The sequence below is a fragment of the Falsihalocynthiibacter sp. BN13B15 genome, assembly GCF_041205415.1.
Taxonomy (GTDB): domain Bacteria; phylum Pseudomonadota; class Alphaproteobacteria; order Rhodobacterales; family Rhodobacteraceae; genus Falsihalocynthiibacter; species Falsihalocynthiibacter arcticus.
The window spans coordinates 192,183-210,797 of sequence record NZ_JBGFCE010000001.1 but is presented as its reverse complement, the minus strand read 5'-3'; the positions used below and the strand labels follow the sequence as shown (position 1 = coordinate 210,797).

16 protein-coding genes, 1 tRNA gene and 1 pseudogene are annotated in these 18,615 nt (G+C 49.7%); 11 read left to right on the top strand and 7 right to left on the bottom strand.

Translation table 11 applies throughout. From position 1 onward, the window contains the following. Positions 1-352 precede the first annotated feature (352 nt). The 3 genes and pseudogenes from AB9F26_RS01060 to AB9F26_RS01050 form a co-directional block, all read right to left on the bottom strand. Positions 353-1,403: pseudogene (locus AB9F26_RS01060) on the bottom strand (IS3 family transposase). A gap of 939 nt (positions 1,404-2,342) precedes the next feature. After that, a complete protein-coding gene (locus AB9F26_RS01055; RefSeq protein WP_369767080.1) occupies positions 2,343-3,212 on the bottom strand; it encodes a hypothetical protein in 870 nt (289 codons plus the stop codon). A 243-nt stretch (positions 3,213-3,455) separates the two neighbouring features. Beyond that, a complete protein-coding gene (locus AB9F26_RS01050; protein WP_369767079.1) occupies positions 3,456-4,469 on the bottom strand; it encodes a helix-turn-helix domain-containing protein in 1,014 nt (337 codons plus the stop codon). A 531-nt stretch (positions 4,470-5,000) separates the two neighbouring features. Between AB9F26_RS01050 and AB9F26_RS01045 the strand changes: the two genes are divergently transcribed. Together AB9F26_RS01045 and AB9F26_RS01040 are read left to right on the top strand one after the other, a co-directional pair. Continuing rightward, the gene (locus AB9F26_RS01045) at positions 5,001-5,327 is read left to right on the top strand and encodes a hypothetical protein (protein WP_369767078.1); all 327 of its coding nucleotides are present in this window, start codon (positions 5,001-5,003) and stop codon (positions 5,325-5,327) included. Continuing rightward, positions 5,320-6,888: a recombinase family protein gene (locus AB9F26_RS01040; protein ID WP_369767077.1), complete on the top strand. Its 1,569-nt coding sequence runs from the start codon at positions 5,320-5,322 to the stop codon at positions 6,886-6,888. The genes AB9F26_RS01045 and AB9F26_RS01040 overlap by 8 nt, the downstream gene beginning before the upstream one ends. Here AB9F26_RS01040 and AB9F26_RS01035 read toward each other — a convergent pair. From AB9F26_RS01035 to AB9F26_RS01020, 4 genes are all read right to left on the bottom strand, one after another. Next, positions 6,851-6,927 (bottom strand) — tRNA-Arg (locus AB9F26_RS01035). The genes AB9F26_RS01040 and AB9F26_RS01035 overlap by 38 nt on opposite strands. Positions 6,928-7,023: 96 nt before the next feature. Then, on the bottom strand, positions 7,024-8,439 hold the full coding sequence (locus AB9F26_RS01030) for a sensor histidine kinase (protein ID WP_369767076.1): 1,416 nt from the start codon (positions 8,437-8,439) through the stop codon (positions 7,024-7,026). A gap of 17 nt (positions 8,440-8,456) precedes the next feature. After that, the gene (locus AB9F26_RS01025; RefSeq protein WP_369767075.1) at positions 8,457-9,875 is read right to left on the bottom strand and encodes an NAD(P)/FAD-dependent oxidoreductase; all 1,419 of its coding nucleotides are present in this window, start codon (positions 9,873-9,875) and stop codon (positions 8,457-8,459) included. Next, positions 9,872-10,603, bottom strand: a complete 732-nt coding sequence (locus AB9F26_RS01020) for a VTT domain-containing protein (RefSeq protein WP_335586008.1) — start codon at positions 10,601-10,603, stop codon at positions 9,872-9,874. The genes AB9F26_RS01025 and AB9F26_RS01020 overlap by 4 nt, the downstream gene beginning before the upstream one ends. A gap of 292 nt (positions 10,604-10,895) precedes the next feature. Between AB9F26_RS01020 and rpmH the strand changes: the two genes are divergently transcribed. From rpmH to argB, 9 genes are all read left to right on the top strand, one after another. Further along, complete coding sequence (gene rpmH / locus AB9F26_RS01015) at positions 10,896-11,030, top strand: 50S ribosomal protein L34 (protein WP_039004038.1); 135 nt, start codon at positions 10,896-10,898, stop codon at positions 11,028-11,030. A gap of 170 nt (positions 11,031-11,200) precedes the next feature. Then, positions 11,201-11,578, top strand: a complete 378-nt coding sequence (gene rnpA, locus AB9F26_RS01010; RefSeq protein ID WP_039004039.1) for a ribonuclease P protein component — start codon at positions 11,201-11,203, stop codon at positions 11,576-11,578. Continuing rightward, positions 11,575-11,832: a membrane protein insertion efficiency factor YidD gene (yidD, locus tag AB9F26_RS01005; RefSeq protein ID WP_039004041.1), complete on the top strand. Its 258-nt coding sequence runs from the start codon at positions 11,575-11,577 to the stop codon at positions 11,830-11,832. The genes rnpA and yidD overlap by 4 nt, the downstream gene beginning before the upstream one ends. Then, entirely contained in the window at positions 11,825-12,706 is an 882-nt protein-coding gene (ttcA, locus tag AB9F26_RS01000; RefSeq protein ID WP_039004042.1) for a tRNA 2-thiocytidine(32) synthetase TtcA, read from the top strand. The genes yidD and ttcA overlap by 8 nt, the downstream gene beginning before the upstream one ends. 89 nt (positions 12,707-12,795) lie before the next feature. After that, positions 12,796-14,334 (top strand): bifunctional diguanylate cyclase/phosphodiesterase, encoded by a 1,539-nt coding sequence (locus AB9F26_RS00995; RefSeq protein ID WP_052275083.1) that lies wholly within the window; start codon positions 12,796-12,798, stop codon positions 14,332-14,334. A gap of 99 nt (positions 14,335-14,433) precedes the next feature. Beyond that, positions 14,434-16,233, top strand: a complete 1,800-nt coding sequence (yidC, locus tag AB9F26_RS00990; protein ID WP_335586007.1) for a membrane protein insertase YidC — start codon at positions 14,434-14,436, stop codon at positions 16,231-16,233. Beyond that, entirely contained in the window at positions 16,230-16,988 is a 759-nt protein-coding gene (locus AB9F26_RS00985) for an MOSC domain-containing protein (protein WP_369767074.1), read from the top strand. Before yidC ends, AB9F26_RS00985 begins: the two co-directional genes overlap by 4 nt. Continuing rightward, positions 16,985-17,635 (top strand): ribosome biogenesis GTP-binding protein YihA/YsxC, encoded by a 651-nt coding sequence (gene yihA / locus AB9F26_RS00980; RefSeq protein ID WP_335586005.1) that lies wholly within the window; start codon positions 16,985-16,987, stop codon positions 17,633-17,635. The genes AB9F26_RS00985 and yihA overlap by 4 nt, the downstream gene beginning before the upstream one ends. 74 nt (positions 17,636-17,709) lie before the next feature. Next, positions 17,710-18,576 carry an acetylglutamate kinase gene (gene argB, locus AB9F26_RS00975; protein ID WP_039004045.1) on the top strand — a complete coding sequence of 289 codons (867 nt, stop codon included), beginning with the start codon at positions 17,710-17,712 and terminating at the stop codon, positions 18,574-18,576. Positions 18,577-18,615: the final 39 nt, after the last annotated feature.

Genomic DNA, 18,615 nt, shown 5'->3' with positions numbered 1-18,615 from the left:
TGGTGACGCTTGCAACATGGCCAGTGGACAGGCCAAAAATCAAAAATTGACGCCATCTGCCCCCTTTATGTGGATGGCCCCGATTGGATTGAAGCACCGGACGAACTTACCGCATGTCTGGCAGTAGACTCTCAAACTCTTAACAACAGAGCACGGAAAGTCGCATTCATTAAATGCGGCATTTGTGTGGCTCGCCAAGAATTTCTGCTGTCCGTGACAAAGATGATTGCAGTAGAGTAATTTTGGTAAGAACGGCTATTCACCCCATATATAAAGATCCTTACTATGCTGGTGACCTGCGCCCCAAATTCTCTCCTGTTGACACGGCATCCTTGGGGTTAAATCTGTGACCTTACACGGCCATTTTATCCATCACCTTTCGCTGCAAGAATTCCATTGGTGTCATGTTTCTCATTGCTGAATGTGGCCTGTGCCAGTTGCAACCCTCCTGCCACTTTTCCAACGTTTCACGAGCTTCGGCTACCGTGCCAAACAATGTCTCATTGAGGCATTCGTCCCTCAGCTTGCCGTTGAAGCTTTCGGTAAATCCATTCTGTTGCGGCTTTCCAGGGGCGATGTGGTGCCGATCGATTCCAGTATCCTGGACCAATTTGAGGATCGCCATACTGGTAAACTCGGTTCTGTTATCTGAAACAATTGTTTTCGGCATTCCGCGTTCAGCAATTACCCGATCCAACTCTCGCGTCACTCGCTGGCTCGACAAAGATCTGTCGGCGACAAGCACCAAATTCTCTCGGCTGAAGTCATCAAAAAGCGTCAGGATGCGAAACCTGTGACCCTCCGTCAGTCCATCCGATACGAAATCTAAACTCCAGCGTTGGTTCGGACCATCCGGCTGCACCATTGGCTATCGAGTACCTAAGGCGCGCTTTCTACCGCCTCTGCGGCGCACCAGTAGATTCTCCTCAGTATAAAGGCGCCTCAGCTACTTGTGGTTTATCTCAAAAACCTCCCGCGCGACCATCACGTGGATACGCCCCCTCTCATCGCTGCAAGCAGCGACTGCCGGGCAATGGACGTTTGCTCACCTGATAGACCTCCATCAATTGAGCCACGGCTTTCCGCCTTACTGCGGGCCTCACCATTTTTTTGAATTGATATCTCGGAGCATCGAATTATCCAGCATTTGCTCGGCAAGTAGCTTCTTCAATTTACCGTTCTCATCTTCAAGCGCGCGCAGTCGCTTCGCGTGCGAAGGCTCCATACCGCCATACTTTGATTTGTATTTATAGAACGTCACCGAACTGCTTCTCAGTCAATGTTAAGCATTAACCTGCCAGCCAATGGATCCCGTGCCGCCGACATACGTCAATGGTCTTCTCACCAGCTTCCTGTTCCTTGCTCGTCGCAATGATCTGTTCGTCCGTGAATCGTGCCTTCATTTTTCCGTCCTTTTGTTGGGCGGACTCTACACAAATTTGGAGGAAATTCAGGGGCTCAAGTCAATTGGAAATGGCTATAGCCGCGTGGGTCTGTTGATAGCCATTTATCCTAGTGCAAATATTCAAAGCAACGGCAACGTTGGCCAACAGCGTCTAGGGAGTCTGGCATTACATCCGTAGCCTTAACATTGCTCAGCATCGCGAGCGCCCCTTGGAATCGAGAAATGTGAGGGGGGACTAATCTCTCTCGCCTAACATTTGGGACCAGCGGGGATACCAAATTTACACACGGGCAGTTGAAAGGTAAAAAGTCATACGCCATTGCCGCCGTGTTGCCGGGAATCCTCTAAAGTAGAGATATTCAAACATCTTGTTCGTAGAATTCGCGCCAAAACGAAGGATGTTTCCCCAAAACACTTGTTCAAAAATGGCGTCGAAGGCCGCTACACCGACAGGTGCGCCTATCCAAAGTGTTTAGTTGGGCTAAACAGGGGCTGAAATGCATCTGCTAGTCCAAGCAATTTAATAATAACTATAGTAAGTTTAAGTGGTGCACCTAAAGGGAGAAACTTCGAACTACGCATTTACGGAGCTATCTCGTTGGGAGGGCTTGCTTGCCAGCTTAGATTAACACCACGAATAGGCCTTGAAAGGCATACCACAAATTTTAGCAGCAAGTGCTAAAATTTGAACGTTAGCGTGCGAAAGCGAACCCTAATTATCTGAACCAATGCCTCAAATGCCCACTTTCATCCCGCCACGGCTGCCTCTCATGGCGCAAATCATACATGAGGTGACGGTTTTCTTCTCAGGAAGTTGTGTCACCTTTCGGGTTTACGTTAGCTCGGATAGTTTTTGCTCCATTAGGCGGCTTTCCAAAAGCGATGCGCCGCGTTGTGATGGTCCCCGGAGGCGCGATAATCTCAACAATGGCGTTGTTCAAAGCGTCAAAAAAAGCCTGTCAAAAACTGGGGGGAACTTACGATGGCTGAACATTACCTGAGGCAAACGGATGTCAGCCAACGTACCCGCCAAATAGTCAGGCAATCGGATGAACTCCGCGTACTCGGTATGACCATCCATTAAAGGTGCCGCGAACGAAATTTGCGGTCGAAGAACATCTATAGCCCCTCCTTTTCGCCGCCGCATCAATTGAAAAAGTAACCAAGTGAGATCAAACGCGAGGCCTTCATGCCGATCAAACATAGCATCCCGATCACTGATCCATCGAATGCTCATTGGAGCCTTCTCTTCATGTATTAGACTGAGAACAACAGCAGCAAAAGATGAGACCAGAAAAATGCGCCGGAGGAGTGAAGTAGAAGGTCTTTTCGATGACAACTCTTCAAGGAGTAAATTTAATTTTTTGTCAAAGTCACTATAATACTTTTCGTTTCGTGGTTCCGCCGCTTTCCATTCTCGAACCGTATTCTGTAATTGAGCAGAGATGGACTTCATCACATCAACGGTCATCGCATTCTTGAGATAGTTACTCTGCCGTTCCACGACAAAGCTGTAACTAAATGTAACAGGGCAACAGAGGTAATCTAGCAACCCTTCCGAAGGGTTGCGTGTAGATTTGATATCTTTGGGGGCGACAGAAGAGATATAAGACTCAATATTTTGGTCGGTATCGTGCCTTAGGATCACAACGAATGAGAATGCATCACTTTTCTTATTCTTATTGCCAACACTATAGTCTGACGCCAGCGTCCAATTCGAAGCAACAGGGACATCTTTGAACCAATTGCGAAAATCGGAACGGACAGTTTGGCTAGAGTTTTCTATTAGACTGATAAGTTCGAGCATTTGCGAAAAATTAACCAAAGAGATAAAAAGGAATTCCTCTCCCACGTAAAGGCATGCGGCAAAAGAGTCTACGTGGTTACCCCGAGCTGACACTCCAACTTTATTGAAAGCTGCGGATTAAGTAGCATTAATAGAAGTAGCAAACGCACTGCAAAAACTAATTACGGAACTCGGGGAAACTTAAACCCTAGCTTCTTACTTGGAGATTTAGCATGACTTTCAGCCTAATATCTGCTGATAAAATCAGTTTTTGAATAGGTTTTGTAAAAAACTTAACGCTTGAACCGAATATATCGAACTGGTTACAGAGGATAATTTACCACTATTTTCATAGTCTGTTTTCTGCTTTTTATTCCGAAAATTGTAGACTGAGTAGTCAGAATTAGTTTTCATATTGTTGTCGGCAATAGCCGTCCAGACAGAATTTTTTGAAACGCCCCTACCCGTTTTCACTACTTCATTCGCGAGTTCTGTGGCGGAGAGTGGATACTTTTTAAACAAATCCTCTTCAATTATTCTTTCAACTTCAAGAGTGTCTACCGGTACGATGTCTCCAACAAGTTTTAGAGCTGCGGCTCCACCATTCTCGGTGAAATGTCCTTCTCTTACGAACTTCAACTTCTTAGCTAGTTCCTCATCTACAATAAATGCACCATTCCTCGTATGCTCAATCTTACTGTTCGCTCTAAAAACGAATGCTTCACGCGGCCCCGATGATCCAATTTCAGTAACATGATCAATCCAATCCTTATTAGTTCGCTCAATGCGTTTATTGATTATACTTTCAAGTTCGGCAGATTGAATTTTTTGAGTTCTACCTCCGTATCGATAGTAGATTGAACCATTTTGGAGGGTTTGATTTGTACCTAAATCCTTGCGAGCAATGATCGGTTTTGATTTCGCTTCTTCAACTTTAAAGGCTCCAAAATATTTGCCTTCATGTTCGACTATCGCAGAATCCCAATAGATATCAGTCGAAAAATTTTCAAGAATATAGCCGGTGATTGCTTCGGGGTCTAACTTGCTAAATTGGTCTAGCGCCCGGTCTGATAATCCCGAAGCCGTACGTGGGGAGTCAGTTACACCGAAGATCAAATACCCCCCTCGGTTGTTAGCGAAAGCCGCGAAGTCTCTAAAGTAGTCTGCCAGCCCCGCAAAATTGAACTGCTCCTTAAACTCAAGTATCTGACTTTCACGGCGGTATAAATGCAGTCCTTTTACTGCCAGAAAAGAAATAATTTCAGAATGAACGATCATTAAAAGTACCTTATTTTTTGTGTTAACTAAAATACTTCGCATGATTGCTGATATGCTACATTGAAGTCCATAGAAGCATTCTGTTTCATGCGGAATTCAAACAACAAAACTCCAAAGCCGATTGATTTGGTCAGTCATGTCCATAAACTTTCCTTACCACCTTTATCACGACCGTTCATCTGCTCAGGAGCTTCTGACAAAAGCCCGCGCACGATCGAACTTTGCCCGGTTCATTGAATATAAATAATTTTTCAGCGTTCTCTCGAACGATTCGCGCCTTTTCACGCAAGTAGAGCTGACATTCATTTCTAAAAAATGTGTGATTATGTGCCATTTCCCAAAAGGCACATCCGCAACGCCTTCTGCACCCTGCTTTTACGGCCTCACCCAAAACGTTTTGTGCCATTTTCCAATTGACCATGTCACGGAGACTTACCTTTCCAAGCCCATGAAAACGCCACTAACCTACTGTTATTAAATCATTTGATTAAATTTCATTGACCAACGCAAACATGTAGGGAGAGTTCGAACATGGATACAAAAATGAACGAGACGAACGTAGTTGATTTTCACACGGCGCGAAATAGTCATTACTTGCGCAAACAGAAAATCGAGATCGACACCCAGAAATATCAGGAGTTTCTGGACGGCTCCGACCTGACGGACAAGCAGCGCAATGACTTCATGCAAGCCTTGTGGGTGGTAATGGTTGCCTTCGTTGATCTTGGATTCGGAATCCACCCCACCCAACGTGGACAGTTCGATGCCAACCACACTGCTGAAGTAATTGAACTAGCAAGCAACATCGAAGTTGAACGTAATTGCAAAGCAGTTGGAAAGGGAAACGACAATGTTTGACCAAAAGACAAAAATCAAGCGAAAGAAGTGTATTATTTATTGCCGTGTTTCATCAACCAAACAGACCTTGGACGGCGCGGGACTATCAAGCCAAGAAAGGAGTTGCCGAGACTATGCGGATCAATGTGGTTGCAAAGTTGAAACTGTATTCACCGACGTCATCTCTGGTGCAAAGTCCAACCGCCCCGGAATGAACCAGCTTTTAGACTTCCTAAATAGCGTGGTGGCGAAAGAATACGTGGTCATCGTGGATGACATCTCTCGCTTCGCTCGAGATATCGGCGCTCACACTGAACTCCGAAACAAAATCATTACGGCTGGTGGCGCAATTGATAGCCCAAAAACAAAATTCGGCGACGATGCTGAGAGCCGCTTTTTGGAACTACTCTTTGCGCTTCTTGCATCAAGGGATCGCGAAACGAATGCCGAACAGTCGAAGTCTAGAACCATTTCGCGCCTAAAGAACGGATTCTGGACGTTCTCCGCGCCTATTGGGTATCAATACACAAAAGCTCCGGGAGGGGGGAAATTGCTCATTAGAGACGAGCCTCTTGCATCGATCATTCAAGAAGCACTCCAAGGTTTTGCTTCAGGCCGGTTTCAATCACAAGCGGAAGTGAAGCGTTTTCTTGACAGCAAACCTGAGTTTCCAAAAACAAAAGGATGCAAAGAGGTCAAGTTTGACCGTGTCACGGCGCTCCTGACGCGGCTGGTCTACGCTGGATACCTCCAAAAAGATGATTGGGGCATCCCTTTAACCAAAGCGCAGCATGAACCACTCATCAGCTATGATACCTTCCTAATCAACCAAGATCGCATCAAAAGCAAATCGGTTGCTCCTTCGCGAAAAGACATCGACAAAGACTTCCCTCTTCGAGGTTTCCTATTGTGTGAGCATTGTGGCTACGGGCTGACGTCTTGCTGGTCGAGAAGCGGCACAGGAAAACTATACCCTTACTACCTATGCCACCACAAAGGATGCACAGAACGAGGGAAGTCAACCAACCGCGAGACTATAGAAAAGCAATTCGAAAACCTGCTCGCACAATTGGTGCCTACATCTGACACACATGAATTAGCGACAAGGATGTTTTCCGATGCTTGGCATAAACAGTGCTTGAACACCGAAGAAGAAAGCAAACGGCTTCGAACTCGTGTTCGTCAAATCGAAAGCGAAATTGAAGTTTTCCTAGGGCGGGTTGTTCAAACTCAAGAGAATGTGACGGTACGCGCATATGAAAGGAAGATCGTCGAATTGCAGTCGGAACGGGCGCTTGTCGCAGAGAGGATCGAGACAATTGCCGTCCCACATAAAAAATTTGAAGATATGTTCGAACTTTCGATGCGTTTTCTCGCAAACCCTCATGACGTATGGAAAAAAGGTGGGCACTTTGCCAAACGAACTGTCCTCAGACTAGCCTTCGCTAGGCCTTTGAGCTTTGACCGAGAAAAGGGTGTTCGAACCGCAGAAACCACCTTACCGTTCAAGGCCTTACGCTTCTTAGCTTCGTCGGAAAGTAAAATGGTGCACCCGAGAGGATTCGAACCTCTGACCCCCTGATTCGTAGTCAGGTACTCTATCCAGCTGAGCTACGGGTGCATTAGGGGTGATTTAGCTGTGCCGGCTAAAGTTTGCAAGGGCTAAACATCAAAAACTTGAGCAAATACTGTAAGTGCATAAAAGCTCCTTATTTACTCATCCGAATAAGGCATCCACTGCACCTCCGACCTTGGGAAGACAAATTAAAAAGCATGTACCCGAAGAATCACTTTGCGCCAATTCAAGCCGACCACCATGGCCGCGGATAAGTTCTGCCGAGATCACAAGCCCAAGCCCAGTCCCACCCTTGCGAATCCCTCCTTGAAAGGCCGTAAATAAATGTTCACGCGCTTTGGGTGGCAGTCCTGGCCCAGTGTCACGAACTTCAATAAGCCAATTTTCTTCGTTCTGGGTGGCCGAGATGGTGACGTTCCCCGCCTGACCTGTTCCGGCGATGGCCTGTCGGCCGTTCCTTGTTAGGTTCGACAGCACACGATACAACTGTTCCGGATCCGCTCTGACAACAAGAGTTTCTGGCATGTCCGCGGAAATGGAAACCAACGTACCCCCCGAAGCCAACCGCTCGTTTTCGACAACGTCAGTTGCGAGTTGAAATAAATTGACATCCCGCAAACCCGGAGGCGCTTCTTCGGCCTTCCCGAACGCGAGAGTTGTTTCACAAAGGTTCACGGCGCGCCGAATCGAGTTCAGCAATTTGGGAGCCGCTCGTTTCACTGCAGGATCGTCGGAATCCTCCATACGGTCAGCAAACAGTTGGGCCGTGGTTAAAATATTGCGTAAATCGTGGCTAATTTTTGCGACCGCGCTTCCAAGCTGGGCAAGACGCTCTTTTTGCTTCAAGGCCCCCGTAAGCTGGTTTTGCATCGACATCAAAGCCTCTTCGGCTTCACGCAATTCGGTCACGCCCGCGTTGGGTTGGATAATGTTCCGAGGATCTTCAGGTGCTGCCGCATAGGCCTGCATGTGGCGCACCACACGTTTGATTGGCACCACAAGAAATCCCCGAACCGCGACAAACAAAAGAATTGCGGTGAATACTGAGATTACAGCGGAAAGTAGCAGGATGTTAACGCCATAGGCCAGCATTGCTGCGCGCAAATCTTGTGTATCGGTTGTCAATTCGATCAACAAACCCGCGCCGCGCACGGGTTCACCCATCACACGTATCACCCGATTTTCGCTATCCCAAAGACGTACCATTGCGTCACGGATTAGAGTTACTGGCGATGCATCCCTAAGATCATAGGTTTCGTAAATCGGCGCGGGAATTGGGGAGGACAACATAAGTTGGCGCACCTCGTCCCGCCGTAAAACCACGTTAAAAACTCCAGCATTCGCAAGAAGTTCGCTTTCTAGTTCAGGATCAATCATGTCATCAGCCAACAATGCCAATGACGCAATTTGTGCCTTCTCCAACTTAAGTAAAAGAAAATCTTCTCGGAAGCGCGCGACAGACGGCACAAAGATCATGACTTCTGCCAGCATCACAAAAAGAGCCGTCAAAATCAGAAATCGCCCCGAAAGCGAGTTAAGAACGCTGTTTTTTCTCATTCTTTTTCCCGTTTACCCTAGGGTATAAATCGCTGAACTAGCCGCACAACGCGTTTCACCTTTGAGCTTTCAAAGATCATAGGGCTAAAATAGGCACCCGCCACACGTTTGTTAACCTCCCCCAAGGTCGGATAGGGGAGAACTGTGGCCGCAATCGCACCCATTTTGAGGTTATTTGCAATCGCCATCGCCCATGTGCCGATCAACTCGCCCGCCTGCGCGCCAACGATCGAGGCCCCAACAGGTCGCGATTTCACAACCATTACTTTAACCAGCCCCTCAGTTTTCGCTTCAGTTATGGCGCGATCATTTTCGCTATATGGAAATCGAATTACGGTGACTTTATCGCCATATTTTTCCCGCGCGTGCGCTTCGGACAGCCCCACTTGCGCCAATTCAGGATCAATATAGGTCGCCCAAGGGAGGTGGTTGTTTTTTGCTTTCGAGGGCAGGCCAAAGAGGGCCGATTTGATCACGACTCCTGCGTGATATCCGGCAACATGGGTAAACTGAAGGCCGCCAGAAACATCGCCAATGGCATAGATTTTTCGGTTGCTGCTTTTTAGTTGCGCGTCGACCGTCACCCCCGATCGCGTGGTTTCAACACCAGCCTTCTCAAGGTTCAAACGCTCAATATTCACCTTGCGACCAACCGCCATTAGCAGGTGGCTGCCCTTAAACACGCGCCCGTCTTTTGCCGTTACTTCAAGCGCGCCGGCCTTTCCGCTCACTTCCGACACGAGTGCGTTTTCTTCAATTATAATCCCCTCGGCCCGCAGGTTCTTCAGGGCGATTTCCGCCAACTCGGGGTCATCCTTACCCAGCGCGTTAGCCCCTTCGATGACGGTTACTTTAGATCCCAATCGCGCATGTGCTTGAGCCATCTCAAGACCGATTGGACCGCCACCAATCACCAGTAAATGCTCAGGTTGATCGCGCAAATCAAAAAGGCTTTCGTTTGTTAAGTACGGCACAGTATCAAGGCCCGGAATCGGCGGCACTAAGGGGGAGGAGCCTGTCGCAATTACAAAACGACGTGCTTTGATAATGGTGTCACCCACCTGCAGTTCCGTCGGCGAAATGAATTCTCCGAATTCCGAAAGTACCGTCACTCCCAAGCCCTCAAAGCGCTCCACAGAATCGTTTGGTTCAATTGTGGAGATAACTGAGTGAACAAAATCCTTAGCCGCCGCATAATTTATTTGTGGTTGGACGGGCGTCACACCAAAGCGCGCGCCCGATGTTTGTGCATGAGCCGCCTTCCCTGCTGCAATCAACGCCTTGGAGGGTACGCATCCGTAATTCAGACAGTCCCCCCCCATTTTATGCCCTTCGACAAGGACAACCCGCGCGCCCATCTGCACAGCCCCAGACGCAACGGAAAGACCCCCTGACCCACCGCCGATAACGCAAATATCTGTTTCTAAACGTTTCATTCAATGAGGTCCTTTTTGAAAATTTTCAATGCAATTGGAAGGAGCGCAAGAGCCGCAAGTCCCAGAATGGGCAGCAAGATATGCGCCTCAAAGATGACACCAAAATCTGGCGTGCCACCCTGCGCTAGAACTTCGCCGACCCCTGCCCCGATCGACGTGTAAACCAATGCCCCAGGAATAATGCCAAGGAAGGTTGAGATGATGAAACGGTAGAGTGGGACCCCCACCGAAGACAGCACCAAGTTAACGAGGAAAAACGGCAAAATCGGTACAAGGCGCACCGCGAAGAGCACAGACCATTGATTTTCGTCGATTCCATCTTTGATTTTTTTTACCGCACCTGAGCTGTTCTCCATTTTCTCGGCCAAGGTTGCGCCAATCCCCCACCGCGCCGCGAGAAAAATGAGCGTGGCGCCAATAGTCGCAGCAGTCATATTCAAAAGAACACCAGGGAATAGCGAAAACAGAAACCCACCCGTGATCGAAGACATACCCGCTCCGGGAAGGGAGAATGTGACGATGAGTGTGTAGATAGTGATAAACCCCAGCATCGTTAGGATAAAATTGTTATCGCGAAAAACAACCAAAGCTTCATGATTCGCGCGCAGCGCCTCAAAGCTCAACTGCTCCCTCAATAGAAAGGCCCCCAAAACGGCCACAATCAAGATCACCACTAAGGGAATCAAACGCAAAAATCGGTGCGTCACCGGAACAGAGTTGTCTACCATCGTTTCGCCTTTATAATCGCCTGTGACGCATAACATGTGGCCAATCGGGTTTGAGCGATAGGGGTATCACGTCTGCTTGATGTTGAGTGATGGGATGGGTACCGTTTGTAACTTATGGGCGCCTCTTTGTAACATTCGTCGGCAAAATCGACCGCCTTGTTGCAAAAACCCTCCCCTCAAGAATTGACTTCTTTGTTGCACACCCCTAAAGAACGGGCTTCGAGATACATTTCTCTTCGATTCCGCTCTTCGGGGCGCCAAGGATTCGCAGGCAACATAACGGAGACGGGCGATGAAACGCACCTTTCAACCATCGAACCTAGTTCGCAAACACCGCCACGGCTTCCGGTCGCGTATGGCAACAAAAGCGGGCCGCAATATTCTGAACGCACGTCGTGCGAAGGGCCGGAAATCCTTGAGCGCATAAGCGTTTAGGCTTTGGCTTGGGCTCGTCATTGGGCCTTTTAGTTCGTTACCGCCGGAACCTTGGGTTCCCGGCGGTTTTCGTTTGTCTATTGCCTCCCCCTTTTCGATCCAGTGAAAACAGCTTATCTGTGGGTCAGTCCTCCTTTTGCGACGACTCGGATTGAGGTCACTATGTTGCTCACTCTAAAAAACCGACCCGACTTCTTAAAAGCCGCCCGCGCGAAGCGTCAGGCAACGGCTGGGTTTATTCTCCAAGCGCGCAAGCGTGACGAGAGTGATGCCGCCGTGAACTCTGAAGACATTAGAATTGGGTATACCTGTTCAAAAAAAGTCGGCAATGCCGTGCTGCGCAACCGTGCTAAGCGTCGGCTGCGTGAAGTAGCGCGCTCAGGCTTGACGTCCGGTGGTCTGCCAGGTTGGGACTATGTCCTGATCGGTCGTCAAGGGGCGACCACAACCCGCACGTTCGCAGCGCTGCAAGAGGATCTGGCATTTGCTCTTCGCAAACTCCACGCGCCAAAGCCTAATTCCTCGGCAGGTCTGTCATGACCCCCATAGCCTTTATCCTCTCCCTCCCCGTGCGCGCCTACCGTGCCGTTTTTTCACCTTGGGTAGGTTTTAACTGTCGCTACCAACCCACGTGTTCTGCCTATGCGCTGGAAGCCTTGGAAAAACATGGAGCCCTCAAGGGAAGCTATTTGGCGGCGAAACGGATTGGCCGCTGCCATCCCTTTGGGAGTGACGGATACGATCCCGTTCCTGAGCCGAAGGCCAAATCAAAAAGAGAATCAGATAATGCTTGATGAGCACGACGAAATTCATCCTCTGTTTTACGGTGCGCCCAAGTCGGCTAGTTTCAAGAAACTACGCAAACGTATTGTGCGCCAGACGCGCGAGGCGATCGAGCAATACGGCATGATCGAACGCGATGCACGGTGGCTTGTCTGTTTGTCTGGTGGCAAAGACAGCTACACGCTGCTCGCGGTTTTGCATGAACTCAAGTGGCGCGGCCTACTGCCAGTCGACCTATTGGCTTGCAACCTTGACCAAGGCCAACCCGGATTTCCCGCGACAGTGCTCCCAGAGTTCCTGAAAAAGATGGGGGTTGAGCATCGAATCGAATATCAAGACACCTACTCAATTGTTATGGATAAAGTGCCGGCCGGACGGACATTCTGCGCCCTTTGTTCGCGTTTAAGGCGCGGCAATCTGTACCGAGTTGCCCGCGAAGAAGGTTGCTCCGCCGTTGTACTTGGGCACCATCGCGACGACATCCTAGAAACCTTTTTCATGAACCTTTTCCACGGGGGGCGCTTGGCAACAATGCCGCCAAAATTGGTCAATGAAGAGGGGGATTTGTTTGTCTATCGCCCCCTTGCGCATGTCTCCGAAGCGGATTGCGAGAAGTTTGCACAAAAGATGGCCTATCCAATCATTCCCTGCGACCTTTGCGGAAGCCAAGACGGGCTACAGCGTCAACAAGTGAAGCAAATTTTAGATGGTTGGGAGAAAAATTCTCCTGGGCGGCGTCAAGTTATGTTCAAGGCCTTAACAAATGCGCGCCCAACCCATTTGTTGGATCCAAACCTCTTCGATTTTGCGGGTCTTGAGCGTAGAAGTGTCGAGCCTAAAGATTCAATTGTAGATAAAAGCAATTCAGTCCCCATTTTACGTTAACCGTCCGCTAAAGGTGACCCGCTAGTTTCCAAATGAACGCACCACAAACGCGGTGCACACCCAATACTGGGTTTCAAAAGGAAACTGTTATGTTGTCTCGGCAAATGATCTACGAAAACGTGAAGTCATTTCGTGGTGCAATCAACGGCCCGCACATCCTAGCCTTCCTTCCAGCGATCACTTTGGGGGCGTTTTGGCTCGGAGGAGAGTCCGCGCTGCTTGTCGTCGCGCTCTTGCTCCCTGCTGCCTTGGGCCTCGTAGGAGGAGCCACCGCGCGTATCCCCCCTCCCGAAGCGCGTGACGGGTTAACCGGCTTACATTTACGCGACGCCGTTGAGGGAGCGCTTGACACATCTTTGGAAAGCCAGCCCAAGAGCGGTCTTTCGACAGCCTGTTTACAAGTGGAACTGGACGATTTTCGGGACTTCACAGATCGATTCGGACGCAAGGCGGCGGAAGACATTTTGGTCCGCGCAAGCGAGCGTATATTGGGCGCATTACGCAGCAATGACGTAATGGCGCGCCTTGATGGTGGTAGTTTCTCGATTGCCGTGGCCCCAATACGTCGCGCTGATTTAGAGAATCTCATACAAATGGGGTCTAGAATTCAATCCACCATCGCCGAGCCCTTTAGTCTCGACGCGACGAATGTGTATCTCACCGCATCAATTGGTTTCTGTCTTTCGACGCGGACGTCTATCCGTTCGGGGTCCGCAATGCTTGAAGCCGCGGAGTGCGCACTCTTCGAAGCAAGGCGACACGGCCCGGGCGGGCTACGAGCTTTTTCACCCGAAATGAAGAAAAAGGCCGAGGACCAGTCCGCGCTTATTGGCGAAGTTGGGGCTGCTTTAGAAGCGGGTCAAATTCAACCATGGTTCCAACCACAGGTATCGACTGACACGGGAGAAATTTCTGGATTTGAAGCTCTTGCACGCTGGAGCCACCCAACCAGAGGTATTGTCTCCCCTGCAGAATTTCTTCCCGCAATTCAACAAGCTGGATTGTCCGAACGCCTTAGTGAAATAATTCTGTTTCACGCCCTGTCTGCCCTTCGCAGCTGGGACCAAACGGGTATTCACATTCCAAGTGTTGGCGTAAACTTCTCATCCGAAGAGCTCCGGAACCCCAAACTTGTAGAAAAAATACGCTGGGAGTTGGATCGTTTTGACATGACCGCTGATCGCCTGTCTGTTGAAATCCTAGAATCTGTCGTCGCTGGTTCGGACGATGATACAATCACCCGCAACATAAGCGGCCTCTCAAAACTTGGATGCGGCATTGACCTCGACGATTTCGGCACCGGTCACGCTTCCATTGCAAATATTCGCCGTTTTGCAATCAACCGCATAAAAATAGACAGATCTTTTGTAACGAAAGTCGATGTCGACCCTGAACAAAACCGAATGGTCTCCGCCATTCTTACAATGGCCGAGAGACTCGAAATCGAGACCCTCGCTGAAGGCGTAGAAAGTGTCGGAGAACATGCGACACTTTCGCAACTTGGTTGCGGACATGTTCAGGGCTTTGGTATCGGCCGTCCGATGCCCCTTTCTGAAACAGTGCTTTGGATGGAAAAGCATGCGGGAAAACTAACCCAAACGCCTGCCATTGGCCGCAAACAAGGGTAAACATACCCGATCCTCACAAATAACAGGGGTTTCCCCTTGACCTTTTCCGCTCAGACGGGTTGAACCTGACTGTGTTTTTTCCGGAAAATGGCGGGTCCAATGGACGATCAGAATAAGAACCTAATCCTTGCAATCGCTTTAAGCCTCCTTGTGCTTATTGGCTGGTCGTTCATAGCGCCTCAGTCAACACCGCTTGTAGACCCTGAGGCCGGAGCAATCACTGCCAATGATGGGGACTTAATGCCGCCGGCAACTTCACTTGTTCCGGCGACAGAAGTTGTAGCCGAGACCATAGACCAGTCGGTTGAAGAACAAAGGATTCCAATTGAAACAGACCGTGTCGTTGGCTCAATTTCCACACGCGGTGGGCGGATCGATAGTCTTTCCCTAAAAGACTACACCGTTGATCTTGACCCCGATTCAGACCTTGTTCAAGTCCTTCGCCCCGAAGGTGAAGAGCATGCGTATTACGCACTCTATGGCTGGGGGCCCGCTGGCGGAATGGATCCAAAACTCGTGCCTAATCGCGGTACAATTTGGTCACTGTCCGAAGGAAAGATCCTCACTCCAGAAACGCCGATTACGCTCGCTTGGGACAATGGTCAGGGGCTTTTGTTTAAGCAAAAAGTTTCAATCGACAAAGACTTCCTCTTCTCCATCGAACAATCCGTCACCAATAATACAACAACATCCCAGCGCCTCTATCCTTACGGCATGATCGCCCAGCACGGCACGCCTGATCAAATTGGCTTTTTCATCCTACATGAAGGCGCCATTCGCATGTCGGACGGCCATCTGACAAAAAACAAATACAAAAAAATGCCTGACATGGACTATTCGGAGCAAGAGAGAGCGCGAGTAGACAAGCAAGAAGTCGTGGAAAGTGGCTGGATTGGCTTCACAGGTAAGGAATGGATGACAACGCTCATTCCTGAACAGGGCCAACCCTTCACATCTGTTGCAAAATACATTGAGAGCCAAGACGTTTATACGGCCGAGGCGCGCTTTCCAGTTATGGAAGTTTCCCCCGGTGGCACTATCCTGAACGATAGCCGCCTCTTTGCGGGCGCAAAAGAATGGTCGCTGATCAAGCATTACGAACGCGACGAAGCCGTCGAGCGCTTCATCGATTCAATCGATTGGGGCGTGTTCTCTATGATCACCAAACCAATGTTCTGGCTCCTTTACACAATTTACGGATTTATCGGTAACATGGGCTGGTCGATCATCGTTTTGACTTTGATCATCAAGGCAATGCTCTTCCCGCTTGCCTACAAGTCTTACGTTTCCATGGCCAAGATGAAAAAACTTCAGCCAGAAATGGAAATAATCAAAAAGAACGCGGGAGATGATAAACAAAAACTCCAGCAAGAAATGATGGCTCTTTATAAGAAAGAGAAGGCGAATCCCGCCTCAGGCTGTTTGCCAATCTTGCTGCAAATTCCAATTTTCTTTTCGCTCTACAAGGTGATTTTTGTAACCATCCTCCTACGCCACGCGCCTTGGTTTGGTTGGGTCAACGATCTTTCTGAGCCCGATCCCAGTTCAATCCTGAACTTGTTTGGTCTTTTGCCCTACGCGACGCCCGAAGCTGGAAGTATTTTTGCGATTATTTCCCTCGGAATCTTGCCAATTATTCTTGGCATCTCAATGTGGCTTCAACAGAAGCTCAATCCAGCCCCCACCGAGCCAACACAAGCAATGGTCATGGCATGGATGCCGTGGGTCTTCATGTTTATGCTAGGGAATTTTGCAGCCGGACTTGTTATCTACTGGATTGCAAACAACATGATCACCTTTACGCAACAGTATCTCATCATGCGCAGCCAAGGTGTTAAACCGGATGTTTTTGGCAACATCATCTCCGGATTGAAACGCAAGAAGTCGGACGCGAAGTGAACCATTCGGCCCCCTTTGTCGCTCAAATTTGGCGTCATCCAATCAAGGCGCATGGGGCCGAACATCTAAAGTGTGTTGATCTCTTGGCAGGAAAGACTCTGCCGTGGGATCGTGTTTGGGCTTTACCGCATAGCGCAGCCAAGACGGATGGCGGAAAATGGGTGTCGTGCCGAAACTTTACGCGTGGTGCTGGCTATCCAAGCCTTATGGCCATTGATGCCCAGTTTGATAGCAATTCCGAAGAGATCACGCTTTCGCATCCTGACCGCGAAAATATTCAGTTCCGACCCGACAATAACCCTGTCGCATTTTTGGAATGGGTTACCCCTTTGCTTCCACCTGAACGCCCCTCGCCAACAGGCCTTTTGCGGGCCACAGCTCAGGGTATGACGGATCAATCCAAACCATGGGTTTCGATTCTAAATCTTGCCTCTTTGCGCGCGCTGTCTGATAAGTTAGGAACAACATTGGACCCGCGGCGCTTTCGCGGGAATTTTTGGATCGATGGATTGCCCGCTTGGGCGGAGCGCGAATGGATCGGTCAAAAGGTATCTTCCGGTTCAGTTGAGTTTGACGTTACGCAACACATTACGCGATGTCGGGCAACTGAGGTAGATCCAGAGACGGGCCTGCGCGATGTCGATACGCTCGGGGCTTTGCACGAAAACTGGGATCACCGGGATTTCGGCGTTTTTGCCCAAGTGTCCACCGGCGGCACTGTTACCATCGGCGACAATGTGGAGATCGCAATATGACACAAACGTTTTCAATCGTAGAAACCCCTGATGCTGAATCCGCCGAAAAAGGGCGCATGCTTTTTGCGGGCGAGACCGAGTTCCTAAAAGGCGTTGTCGAGATGGAAGGTATGCCTCCCGGTGACCTTCTGGAAGTTTGTTTCGCGGGCCGTTCCAACGTCGGGAAGTCTAGCCTTATCAACGCTGTAACGGGTCGAAAGGCCCTTGCACGTGCGTCAAACACCCCCGGCCGGACACAGGAAATTAACTTTTTCACCGCGGCAGACAGCCATTATCTCGTCGATTTACCCGGATATGGCTACGCCAACGCACCCGTCGCCATCGTCGCAAAATGGCAGCGCCTTCTTAAGGCATATCTTTCAGGTCGCGCCAATCTGCGCCGCGCTTTTGTGCTGGTTGACGCGCGACATGGCGTCAAGGTTGTCGACGAAGAAATCATGTCTCTTCTTGATCGCTCTGCTGTCACGTTTCAATGTGTTTTGACCAAAATTGATAAACCCAGCAAGGCGGATCTGGACAAAGTTATTGAGCAAGTTCGTGGCGCACTAGCCAAACATCCCGCGGCCTTCCCCGAGATTGTCCTAACGAGTTCGGAAAAAGGTCATGGAATCTCTGAGTTGCGGTCTATCATTGCAACGCTCATCTAAACATTGCCCATTTTCCAACCTTGGATAACCCGCGTTCACCCACTACCAATAGGGGTGAACCTTAGGATGAGCTCATGAAGAAACAAGATGCGATGAACAAAGACTGGATTGCTACCGCCCGTACACTTTCTCAAGCCCTGCCTTTTTTACAGCGATATGATGGCGCGACGGTTGTCATCAAGTTCGGTGGACATGCAATGGGCAGCGACGAGGCGATGGACAGCTTTGCGCGCGACGTCGTTTTGATGCAGCAAGTTGGCGTGAACCCTGTCGTCGTGCACGGTGGCGGTCCGATGATCAACGAAATGCTTAGCAAACTCGACATTCAATCCGAGTTCGTCGGCGGCAAACGTGTAACGGATGCGGCGACAGTTGAAGTTGTCGAAATGGTGCTTTCTGGTCGGGTAAACAAGCGAATCGTTCAGGCGATCAATGCGCAAGGGGGCCGCGCTGTCGGACTTTCAGGCAAAGACGCCAACTTGATGATTTGTGAGCAGACGGATGCGAAACTTGGATTCGTCGGTACGCCTGTCGAAATGAACCCAGCCGTCCTTAAAACCTTGTTTGAGGCGGATATGATTCCCGTGATTGCGCCGCTTGGTATGGGCCGTACTGGCGAGACTTACAATGTGAACGGCGACACGGCGGCGGGGGCAATCGCTGGCGCGTTGAAAGCCGATAGGCTCCTTCTCCTTACCGATGTCGCGGGTGTAAAAGACGCATCGGGCGAGGTTGTGACAGAGCTAACGGCCGCCCATGTTCATGAGTTGACTGAACTTGGCATTATTGCGGGCGGGATGATTCCGAAAACTGAAACTGCGCTTGCAGCGTTGCAGGCGGGTGTCCGTGCGGCTGTTATTCTGGATGGGCGCGCTCCAAACGCCTGTTTGCTTGAGTTGTTCACCGAACATGGCGCGGGTACAATTATCCGGCAAGGGTAATGTTTTCGTTGAACCGCGCCGAATTTCGGAGCACCATGA